This is a genomic window from Glycomyces algeriensis (assembly GCF_027622855.1).
Lineage (GTDB): Bacteria > Actinomycetota > Actinomycetes > Mycobacteriales > Micromonosporaceae > Glycomyces > Glycomyces algeriensis.
In genome coordinates this window covers 41,768-52,172 of record NZ_JAPZVR010000025.1, presented here as the reverse complement: position 1 = coordinate 52,172, position 10,405 = coordinate 41,768, and the positions used below count along the sequence as shown (strand labels likewise).

The 10,405-nt window shown below is 71.7% G+C and carries 7 protein-coding genes; 1 reads left to right on the top strand and 6 read right to left on the bottom strand.

Features of this window, described 5'->3' with window-relative positions; translation table 11 throughout:
• Nucleotides 1–303 precede the first annotated feature (303 nt).
• Nucleotides 304–3,114, bottom strand: a complete 2,811-nt coding sequence (locus O2L52_RS24495) for a helix-turn-helix transcriptional regulator (RefSeq protein ID WP_270118847.1) — start codon at nt 3,112–3,114, stop codon at nt 304–306.
• Nucleotides 3,115–3,315: 201 nt separating this feature from the next.
• Here O2L52_RS24495 and O2L52_RS24490 point away from each other — a divergent pair, with 201 nt between their 5' ends.
• On the top strand, nt 3,316–3,951 hold the full coding sequence (locus O2L52_RS24490) for a hypothetical protein (RefSeq protein ID WP_270118846.1): 636 nt from the start codon (nt 3,316–3,318) through the stop codon (nt 3,949–3,951).
• A gap of 272 nt (nt 3,952–4,223) precedes the next feature.
• Here the strand turns inward: O2L52_RS24490 and O2L52_RS24485 are convergent, their stop codons facing one another.
• The 5 genes from O2L52_RS24485 to O2L52_RS24465 form a co-directional block, all read right to left on the bottom strand.
• The gene (locus tag O2L52_RS24485; RefSeq protein WP_270118845.1) at nt 4,224–5,174 is read right to left on the bottom strand and encodes a hydroxymethylglutaryl-CoA lyase; all 951 of its coding nucleotides are present in this window, start codon (nt 5,172–5,174) and stop codon (nt 4,224–4,226) included.
• A 683-nt stretch (nt 5,175–5,857) separates the two neighbouring features.
• Nucleotides 5,858–6,445, bottom strand: a complete 588-nt coding sequence (locus O2L52_RS24480) for a TetR/AcrR family transcriptional regulator (protein ID WP_270118844.1) — start codon at nt 6,443–6,445, stop codon at nt 5,858–5,860.
• A gap of 222 nt (nt 6,446–6,667) precedes the next feature.
• Nucleotides 6,668–7,543 carry a mechanosensitive ion channel family protein gene (locus O2L52_RS24475; RefSeq protein WP_270118842.1) on the bottom strand — a complete coding sequence of 292 codons (876 nt, stop codon included), beginning with the start codon at nt 7,541–7,543 and terminating at the stop codon, nt 6,668–6,670.
• A 99-nt stretch (nt 7,544–7,642) separates the two neighbouring features.
• A complete protein-coding gene (gene dcd / locus O2L52_RS24470) occupies nt 7,643–8,218 on the bottom strand; it encodes a dCTP deaminase (protein ID WP_270118841.1) in 576 nt (191 codons plus the stop codon).
• Between the two features lie 62 nt (nt 8,219–8,280).
• Nucleotides 8,281–10,404: a hypothetical protein gene (locus O2L52_RS24465; RefSeq protein ID WP_270118839.1), complete on the bottom strand. Its 2,124-nt coding sequence runs from the start codon at nt 10,402–10,404 to the stop codon at nt 8,281–8,283.
• Nucleotide 10,405 lies beyond the last annotated feature (1 nt).

Below are 10,405 nucleotides of genomic sequence, written 5' to 3'. Positions count from 1 at the left end.
TCCAGGGCGCCAGGTGCGGGTGTTCCTTGATCAGGTCGTCGACCGTCACGTAGAGTGCGGTAGCGAGGGAGTCCAGGTTATTCAAACTTGTTGCCACACAACGAGTCTGGACTCCCTCGCTTTCATGTCGACCGCGAGGGGCCCGACCCGACCCCAATCGACCCCTAGGAATCAACCATCTAGTGGTGGGTGGGGGCTAGGGAAGGCCGGTCCCGGCCGGACCCCGCGCCGGGACACTCCCGGAAGCGGGTGATCCGCGCCCATCGGGCCGACCCCGATCGCCCGGGGCCGCTCCGCCGCCCATTACAGGTCCAGCTTCGCCAGTTCCGTGCGCGAGGAGACGCCGAGCTTCGGGTAGGCGTTGTACAGGTGGTATCCCACCGTCCGCGGGCTGACGAACAGCTGCTCGCCGATCTGGCGGTTGGTGAGGCCGTCGGCGGCGAGGCGCACCACCTGCAGTTCCTGCGGTGTAAGGAGTTCGGCGAGGTCCGGTTTGGACTCGACCGCCGTCGAGTCGCCCGCCGCGCGCAGTTCCCCTTGGGCGCGTTGCGTCCACGGCACCGTGCCGAGCCGCTCGAAGACCTCGGTGGCCTCGCGCAGGTGCGCGCGGGCCTCGTTGATGCGGCGCACGCGCCGCAGCCACTCGCCGTACAGCAGCTCGGTACGGGCCCGCTCGAACGGGTCGATGTCGTCGGCGCGGTGCAGCTCCACGGCCCGCGCGAAATGCGTTCCGGCCTCGGCCTCGGTCGCGAACAGCGCCCGGCAGCGCTCCACGAGCGCCTCCCAGTAGGAGCGGCCCGTCGCGTCCGCCCAGTCGGCGAACCAGTCGAACGCCTCCTTGACCTCGGGGAGCCGCCCGGACCGGAACGCGGCCTCCACGAGCGTGGGCACCTGCATCAGGACCTCCATGGGCGTGACGCCCTCGGCAATCCGCAGGAGCCGCTCGAACGCGGCCTCGTAGCGGCCGAGCCCGAGCTCCAGGAGCCCCAGCGCGGTGTCGGCCGGGATCACCGAGTCCTCGGGCGCGTCCTGGATCGCGGCGGCCACGAGTTCGCGGCAGCGCCGCTCCTCGCCGCGGATGGCCGCGATCGGCAGCAGCACCCAGATACGGCCCTGCATGAGGGCCCGGCGGTCGTTCTGCTCGTGCGCCAGCTCGATCGCGCTGGAAGCGGACGCCTGCGCGTCCGCGTACCGTCCATAGTGGAACTGCGTCTGGGCCTGCACGAGCAGCGCCTGCACGAGCGGGCTCATCGCGCCGCGCTCACGGCACGCCCGCACCTGCTCGGCCGCCGCCTGGTACGCGGCGGGCACGTCGCCGGCGAGGAACCGCCAACGCGCGGCCAGGACCTGGTCGAACGCCTGGAAGTCCTCATGGAGCGGCTGGTAGTAGTCGTAGAGGGAGCGCAGCGCGTCGACCGCCTCGCCGGCGGTGTCGTCGGGCTGGCGGTTCAGCCCGGCCGCGGCGCGGGCGAGGCGGCGCACCCAGGCGTTGTTGGAGCCGCCGTACTTCGAGGCGAGCCCGGACGCGTACTTCACCTTCGTGAAATCGCCGGTCTCCCAGGCGTTCCAGACACCGCGCAGCAACGGGTAGCCGGTGTTCTCGTGGCCGGTCGCGGCGTAGTGCTCGGCCGAGTCCATCCACACGTCGAAACCCTTGGAGTTCCCCGCCCAGGAGAGGATCGTGGCGCGGATGAGCGCCGTGCGGGCGAGGAGCACGTGGTCGTCGGTGAGCCGCTCGGCGGCCTCGGCGAGTTCGACGGCCTTGCCGGTCATGCCTGCGACGTAAGCGCATTGGGCGGCCTCGGTGAGGCGCCGGGCCCGGCGGCAGGGGTCGGGGGTGAAGCTCGCGGCGCGTTCGAGGGCGGCCATCTCGGCGACGCAGCCGCCGCGTTCGGCCTCATAGGACGCAATCGCTTCGAGGGCGGCGGCGGCCTTCTCGTCCAGGCCCGTGGTGGCGGCGGCGAGGTGGCGGGCGGCGCGGATGTCGCCGTCGCCGAACGCCTCGGAGAGGGCCCGGTGCGCTTCGATGCGGCGGGCGCGGGGCGCCGAATGGTAGGCGGTGGAACGGATCAGGGGGTGCACGAACTCGATGCGGCCGCGGTGGTACCGCAGCAGATCGTCCACTTCGGCCGGTTCGAGGTCGTCCAGGCTCGCGCCCAGTTTCGCGGCGGCCTGGGCGATCACGGCGGTCTCACCGGTCTCCTCGGCGGCCGCGAGCAGCATGATCGTGCGGGTGCCCTCGGGGAGGGCGATGATGCGCTCGGTGAACGCCTGCTTGATGCGCGAGGTCGTGGAGTAGCGGCTGTTCGAGGTGTCGGCGCGCAGCAGCGACTCCTCGTTGTCCGCGGCCGGGAGCTCCAAGAGCGCCAAGGGGTTGCCCTCGGACATGCGCAGGATCCAGTCGCGGCCGGTGAACGGGATCTCGTCGGCGCGCATGTCCAGGATCGCCTGCGACGCATCGAGATCCAGCGGACCGAGCGTCAGCTCCGGGATGCCCGGGGCCGGGAAATCGGGGGCGAAGCCGTCCCGCACGACCAGGACCATCGTGATCGACTCGGTCGAGAGGCGCCGGGCGGCGAACAGCAGCGCGTTCGTGGAGTCGCGGTCGAGCCAGTGCGCGTCGTCGATGACCACGTACACCGGCTGCTTCGCGGAGGCGTCCACGAGCAGGTTCAGCAGGGCGAGCCCGACCTGCAGCGAGTGGGCGCGGCCGGTGCCGTCGCCCATGCCGAGCGCGGTCCGCAGGGCCTCGGACTGGGCCGCGGGAAGGCGGTCGATCCGGTCGAGCAGCGGGTGCAGCAGCATCTGCAGCCCCGCGTACGACCATGTGTGCTCGGCCTCGACGCCGAGGGTCCGCAGGACGGTGAACCCCTCGGCGCGCGGGATGACCGCGTCGACGATCGCGGACTTGCCGATCCCCGGCTCGCCGCGGACCACCAGCGCACCGCCGTGGCCGACGCGGGCGCCGTCGAGAAGGGCCTGGATCGAGTCGAGCTCCACGTCGCGGCCGTACAGAACCGGGCGGTCGGCCTGCTCGGACTCCTCCAGCAGCGAGGGGGCACCGCGTTCGGCGACGCCCAGGCGCGCGCGCGTGGGGTGGGCGATGGGTTTCACGGCGGCTCCATCCTCAGGACGACCGGGGACTCCCCCAGCGTAGCCACGGGCACCGCCGACTCGCATCTGTCATTCGACTGGGGTCGACTGGGGCGCCCGCCACCAGGTCGAACGCCCGCGCCGACCGGGATCCGCTCCCAGTCGCCGAGCCCAGTCGTCCGACCGGGGCGCGCGCGCCCTTCCGCGCCTAGCGTCAATGGCATGACCGCACCGACAGAGACCCAGATCCCAAGGGACGCAGCGCCCGCCCGGCGCACGCTCCGCTGGGCGCCGGCGCTGTGGGCGGCTTACGCGCAGGCCGTGGCCTTCGCTGCCGCCGCGGTGACCGCGTTCCTGGTCACCGACATCGCCGCCGGCCTTGACGCTTCGCCGGGGACCCGGCTGTGGCCGCTCGGCGCCTTCGCGATCGGACTGGTCGTGGCGGCGAACGCGACACGCCGCACCGGCGCCCTCGGACACGCCCGCTACACCGGGGCGATCGCCTTGGGCGCGTTGGCACTCGGCGCGCTCGCACTGGCGCTCGCGCCGACGTTCGGCTTCGCCGTGGTCGCGGCCGGGGTCTTCGGCATCGCCGCTGGGAAGACGATCGCGCTGGCGGGGCGGGTGGTGTCGGCCGCTGAGGTCGGGGACGGCTCGGGCTCGGTCGCGCTCTCCGCCGGGGCGCTCCTGGCCGGGATCGCGGCGGGGGTGGGGTCGCTGTTCGCGGTGCCGTTGTACGGCTGGCGGGGCGTGTTCGGCCTCGTGGTGGTCGCGGCGGTGCTGGCGGCGTGGAAATTCGCGGAATATGTCCCGGATGATGACGCCGCGTTAAGGAAATGTGACGTGAGATTCGTCTGAGTTCCATGGGCACTCTGGGGTTTCGATGTCACGATGAGGTCGTCCGGGTATTCGGAGGTTTTACCCGGCACGCGGGCACCGGCCGTCCTGTGGCGGTGTCCGGAAGAAGGCCCTGGGGAGGTTCGAGACCCCGGGGCCTTCACCATGTCCGCCTGCGGTTCCCGGCCGCGCTGCCGATCAGTGCCGACCCAGTTCGGTGCGTCTCAGGGCATGCCGCTTCGACCAGGCCGGCCATCCAGCTCCCTGCTTCCTGAAGACGGCTTCAGCCGCCTTCAGCCTGGCTTCAGGTTTCCCGCGTCAGACTCGTCCTGAGTCGAGTTTCGACTCGCATGTTTCGTCGAACGGGGCCCGGCGCGAAGGACGCCGGATTCGAGCGGACGGCCCACGATCTCCTGGGCGAGTTCGGCAGTGCGGATGAGGGCTTCGAGGTCCACACCGGTCTCCACACCCATGTCGTGGAGCATGTGGACCACTTCCTCGGTCGCCACATTGCCGGAGGCGCCCGGAGCGAACGGGCAGCCGCCGATCCCGCCGACACTGGCGTCGAACTCCACGACGCCGCGATCGAGCGCAGTGAGGAGGTTGGCCAGGGCGGTCCCGCGGGTGTCGTGGAAGTGCATGAGCATCGGCAGATCGGTGTCGATGGCGTCGAGCAGGTCCGTGACGCGGCGAGGGGTCCCCATGCCGGTGGTGTCGCCGAAGGCGACTCGACCGGCGCCCGCGGCCTCGGCCGCCTCCACGATCCGGGCGACCTTCGCGGGCGCGATGTCGCCCTCGAAGGGGCAGCCGAAGCTCGTGGCGATGATGACCTCGACCGAGGCCAGGCGCTCGCGCGCCTGGGCGCAGATGTCGGGCAGTTCGGCGAGCGACTCGGCGACACTGCGCCCGATGTTGGCGCGGTTGTGGGTCTCCGAGGCCGAGACGACCAGCTCGACGGCGGTGAACCCGGCGTCGAGGGCCCGCTGCACACCTCGGGTGTTCGGGGCGAGGGCGCTGTAACGGATGCCGGAGTGCTTCTCGACGGCCGCCCACACTTCGGCGGCGTCGGCCATCTGCGGCACGGCCTTCGGGCTGACGAAGCTCACGGCCTCGATGCGCGAGAGCCCGGTGCGCGAAAGCGCGTCGATGAGCCGGATCTTGTCCGCGGTCGGCACAGGGGGTTCGTTCTGCAGGCCGTCGCGAGGAGCGACCTCGCGCAGTGAGACCCGATCCGGCTGGTGCATGTCCGCCTCCCCGCGGCCGCGACCCATTGCGGCCCACCAGCCCATGCTAGCCCCCGATCCCGAAATACGGGACGGACGCCGACAGGAAAGGAGTCGCCTTCACGACCAACGACGAATAGAGACCGGAAGCGGCCGAGCGCTGCGCAACGGCCGGCGCAACCGGACGGGGAACTCGACGCCCGCAGCGCGGGCGCTAGAAGCGCGCCTGATCCTTGCGATCGCTCCGGCTCGGTCGAGCGACCTCGACCAAGCCGACAGGCGGGCAGACCGCGTCTTCCGGATGCGGCATCGCCCCGGCGATGCGCAAGACGGCAACGAGTACTCGTGGTCGGTGGTCTCCGGCGGCGAGCATGCCGACCGAGATGGATCGGCGCTGCCCCGACGCGGACGCGCGCCGGCGTGGCAACGAGCGCGGGCCATGGCGCGCGCATCGCGGGTGGTGGCGAGGCGGGTGGGCGGGGCGGGGGGAGGGCCCCGAAGCGGTCGCTGCTCGCCGAGCTAGCCCGGGTCGAGGACCCGCGACGCTGCCGCGTGCCGGGCGAGGCGCCCGGGCCGAGGTCTGTACGGCTGGCCTGGGTCGAGGAATCGCGGAGCGGCCGACCGGCGGGTCGAGGCCCGCAATGCTGCCGCGTGCAGGCGGTTTGCGCTGGTCGGGAACCTGCGGACCGCTGCGTACCAGGCGGCTAGCCCGGGTCGAGGGCTCTGAGGGCTGCTGCCCGCAGGAGGGCCGCGGTCTCGTCGGCGCTGACCTCGTCGCCCAGGGACAGGTACGGGGTCGAGTTCATGAGGCCGAAGGCGCCGTGCGCGAGGACGCGGGCCTGCTCGGGTTGGAGGCCGGGGCGCAGGCGGCACAGGACGCCCACCCACTCCTCGACGTACACGCGCTGAAGCTTGCGGACCTGCCGCCGCGGCTCCTCCGGGAGCCGGTCGAGCTCGTGCAGGTGGAGGATGACGATCTCCGGCGAGTCGATCACGACCTCGAGGTGGAAGTCCACCAGCGCCTCGAGCGCAGCCTGCGGGTCCTCCGAGTGCAGCGACGCCCAGTGCCGCCCGCCCGCGAGGAGCCGCTCCGAGACCGGGATGAGGGCGTCGGCGAGCATCTGCTCCTTGCCGCCCTTGAAGTGGTGGTAGAGCGCGGGCCCGGTGATGGAGGCGGCCGCGCCGATGTCGTCCATCGACACGCCGTGGTATCCGTGCTTGGCGAGCAGTCTGACGGCGACATCGAGGATCTCGCGGCGGCGTTTCGAGCCGCCCCGGCTATCGGCATTCATCTCCACCTCGATGAGGCTACTCGTGCGTACTCGGCCGAGCAGGGAGCAAAAGCCCACTTTCGCCAGGGCGCAGGACGTGAATCGCCCCGGACGCGGGCCGGCCGCACCCCCGCCGGTGAATGCGGGAGTGCGGCCGAGTGTCGAGCAGTGGCTGTTCGTCGCCGTGCCGCGCTAGGTGAACCGCTGCGGGAGACCGGACACATCGCCTCCCGCGGCGCTCGCCTATGGCTCGTTCGGCGGCATCGGGCGGTCGCTCTCGACGCCCGGGCCGGCGCTCGTGCCGCGCGGCCGGGCGCCCTCGGCCATCGCGCCGCCCATGGTGCCCGCCTCGCCCCTCGCGCCCGCCGCCGGGGCCTGGGTGTCGGTGCGGGCCCCGTACCGGTCGGAGCTGTAGGTCTGCGACATCGACGAGGTCGCGTCGCCGCTCGCCCCGTTCGAGGTCTTCATCTTCCCGGCCTCGTCCTCGGCGCTGTGGAGCATCCGCTCCCAGCGCTCGCGCATAGGGCCGACGAGTCCGCCGCCGACGCCGACGATGACGACGCCCGCGACCATCGCGAGCACGGTCCACATGATCGGCGTGGTGACCGTGGTGGCGATGCCGACCTGGCCGAACGCGGCGACCGCGCCGAAGAAGACGATCGCGACCTGGCAGATCCGCGCCACCGTCCTGCCGTAGCTGGTCTCTTCGAGCGTGCCGCTCACCAGGCCGTACACGGCGTTGGCGATCGCGAACGCCACCACGACGATGACGAGCGCGATGAACAGCTGCGGCAGCCAGCCGACGAGCTGGTTGAGCAGGGTCGACACCGGGTTGTTCCCGAACGCGCCGAACGCGAGCTGCAGGGTGAACAGCAGCAGCGCGAAGTACACGAGCTTGCCGAGCAGGTCGCTCAGCTCGAATTTGCCGGTGAATCGGCGCAGGCCCGATTTGTCGCCGACCTTGTCGAGGCCGACCTTGTGGAGCAGCTTGCCGACGAGTTTGCCGATCCACTTGCTGACGATCCAGCCGACGATGAGGATCGCCAGGAACGCCAGCGCGCGCGGCAGGAACGCTACGACGCTGTCCATCATGTTCTGGAAGCTCTGCGAGATGTCCATCTCCGCAGGCTAAGCCGGTTACCGCCGCTATTCGGGCGGTTTGGCCGAGAAACATCCGTCACTTGTGCAACTCGAAACGGCCATCGGGGACGTCGCGCCCTACGTGGGCCAAGTGCGCCAGTGCATCCACGACTTCGACGGGGTGGGGCCGCGCTGGTCCTGGTAGCGGGAGAAGTTCGCGCCCGCGCCGTACGGGTTCTCGGCGGGGCTGGTGAGGCGGAAGACGCAGAGCTGGCCGATCTTCATGCCGGGCCAGAGCGTGATGGGGAGGTTCGCGACGTTGGAGAGCTCGAGGGTGACGTGCCCGGAGAAGCCGGGGTCGATGAACCCGGCGGTGGAGTGGGTGAGCAGGCCGAGGCGGCCGAGGCTGGACTTGCCTTCGAGGCGCGCGGCGAGGTCGTTCGGGAGGGTGAAGACCTCGAGGGTGGAGGCGAGCACGAACTCGCCGGGGTGGAGGACGAACGGCTCGTCGTCGCCGACCTCGACCTCGGCGGTGAGGTCGTCCTGCTGCTTGGAGGGGTCGATGTGGGTGTACTTCTGGTTGTTGAACACCCGGAAGCGCCGGTCGAGGCGGACGTCGATGCTGGAGGGCTGCACGAGTTCGTCTTCGAACGGCTGGATGCCGAGGCGGTCGTTCTTGACGGCATCGAGGATGTCGCGGTCGCTAAGCAGCATGCGCCCAGGTTAAAGGTGGCCCTTGGGCGCAGACCCACTGGCCCGGGGGGTGGGTGCGCGGCTCACGGTCCGGCGGGCGGGAGGGCGTAGCCGACGGTGCCGAGTTCGTGGTACTCCCAGCCTGCGGGGACGAGGTTCGCGCATTCGTCGAGGTCCTCGGCGCAGACGATGGCGTCCATGGACGCGGGGTCGGGCGGGGTCTGGCCGGGGACGATCGACTGGAGGGCGTAGAGCTCGGCGTCCTCGGGAAGGAGGATCCACCACGGGTACTCCCAGGAGTCGTTGCCCTGGACGATGCCGACGCGCTCGGGGTCGGCGGCGGCGACCGCGGCGGCGGCCTCCTCGTACTGGGGCAGCCATTCCTGGCGGCGCACGAAGCGCTCTTCGAGGTCGGTGACGCTGAAGACGGACCAGGTGCCGGCGAGGCGGCGCGGGTAGCCGTAGGCGACGGTGAGGAGGCCGGCGAGGGAGGCGACGACGGCGATCACGGTGACGAGGACGCACGCGGCGCGGCGGCGGCCCCGTTCGCGGGCGGTCGCGGCGAAGCCCTTGACGAGGGCGGCGGCGAAGAGTCCGGCGGCGGGGGCGCCGAGGACGACGAGGAACATGACGAGCCGGTTCACCCAGGGCTGCCAGGAGACGGTGCAGACGACGCCGATGAAGGCGACGGCGAGCGCGGCGGCGTAGGCGCGGCGCAGCCCGGGGCCTTTGACCGCGAACCAGACGAGGCCGGCGAGGGCGGCGAGGCCGGTGATGGGGAACGCGGCGCGGTCCTCGTCGGGGTACCAGGCGCGCACGGGGAACGTGCTGGTGCCGAAGGTGATCCGGGGGTCGTTGGGGTCGACGCCCATGAGGTTCGCGAGGCCGTTGATCGCGGCGGCGAAGGCGTCCGAGAGGAAGAAGAGGGGCGTGTCGAGGTTGGTCTGGGCGATGCGCAGGCCGTTGACGAGGAGCAGGCGCGGGTCGAGGGTCTGGACGCCGATGGATTCGCGCAGGATCTCGGGGCCGAGGGGGTGGCCGAAGGCCTGCTGCATGCGCAGCATGAACGGCCCGACCAGGAGCAGGGCGATGGCCAGGACGGCGAGTGACGCGGCGATGGTGCCGGTGCGGGCGGTGGCGGTCCGCGAGGCGTCGGCGCGGGAGCACCGCTGGGGGCTGCGGCCGCAGAGGCAGGGGCGGCGGCGCCTCCCGTCGCGCATGAGCCGGCCGACGCCCCAGATGAGGAGGAGCGGGGCGGCGGCGAGCAGTCCGGTGCTCTTGGTGACGGCGATGAGGCCGAGGGCGAGTCCGAGGTAGAGCGCGTCGGAGCGGGGCGCGGGGGTGCACAGGAGCGTCTCGCCGGGCCGGGTGAACTCGTCGAGGACGATCGTGGCGAGGCACGCGACCCAGGCGGCGGCGACGAGGTCGACCTGGGTGCTGGAGGCCTGGAGGAGCACTTCGGGGGTGGTGGCGAGGATGAAGACGGTGGCGAGCTGCGCGACGGGGCCGCCGCCGAGCTGCGCGGCGATCCGGGAGGCGGCGAGGGCCGCGCCGATCGCGGCGAGGAACTGCAGGAGGTTGTAGGCGCCGTCCCCGCCTGAGAGGAGCCGCAGGTGGGTGAGGAGGTATTCGGAGCCGGGGCCGATGTCGACCTGCCGGTGGATGTCCGTGGGGTAGACGGCGACCGAGGCGTTCTGGATCCAGTGCTCGATGCGCGGCAGGTGGTAGGTCTGGGAGTCGAAGTTGTTGGGGGACGAGCTGATCGCGAGGACGGCGACGCTGATGGCGAGGATCGCGATGACGCATCCGAGACCCCACTGCCAGGCGGGGGCCGCGGCGGCGGCGGACTTGGTGCGCCGCCAGGTGCGGCGGGTGGCGCCGCGGCGCGAGCGCAGTTCCTCGCGGAGCGCGTCGAAGGGCTGGCCGCGCCCGCCGGAGCCGCCATCAGGGGTTACGTCCCGAACAGCGCGCACGAGCACGGCGGCGACCACGGCGACGGTGGCCGCGACCCATGCGATGAGCACGGTCAGGGTGGTCAGCGCAGTGAAGGCGGAGGCGGCCTCCACGACGCCGATCGCGTACGCCCCCAACAGGATCGATGCCCGCACGACAGCGAGCCGCGCAGGGGCGAGGACGGCCCCGTCGCGGGGGCGGAGGGCGTAGGCGAGCGCCGGAAGCAGTATCAGGAGCCACATGACGAGCAGCACG

Coding starts and splice junctions, on each gene's coding strand:
- O2L52_RS24480 (WP_270118844.1), bottom strand. CDS start 6,445: ATGAATGCCGATAGCCGGGGCGGCTCGAAACGCCGCCGCGAGATCCTC.
- O2L52_RS24475 (WP_270118842.1), bottom strand. CDS start 7,543: ATGGACATCTCGCAGAGCTTCCAGAACATGATGGACAGCGTCGTAGCG.
- dcd (WP_270118841.1), bottom strand. CDS start 8,218: ATGCTGCTTAGCGACCGCGACATCCTCGATGCCGTCAAGAACGACCGC.
- O2L52_RS24485 (WP_270118845.1), bottom strand. CDS start 5,174: ATGCACCAGCCGGATCGGGTCTCACTGCGCGAGGTCGCTCCTCGCGAC.
- O2L52_RS24490 (WP_270118846.1), top strand. CDS start 3,316: ATGACCGCACCGACAGAGACCCAGATCCCAAGGGACGCAGCGCCCGCC.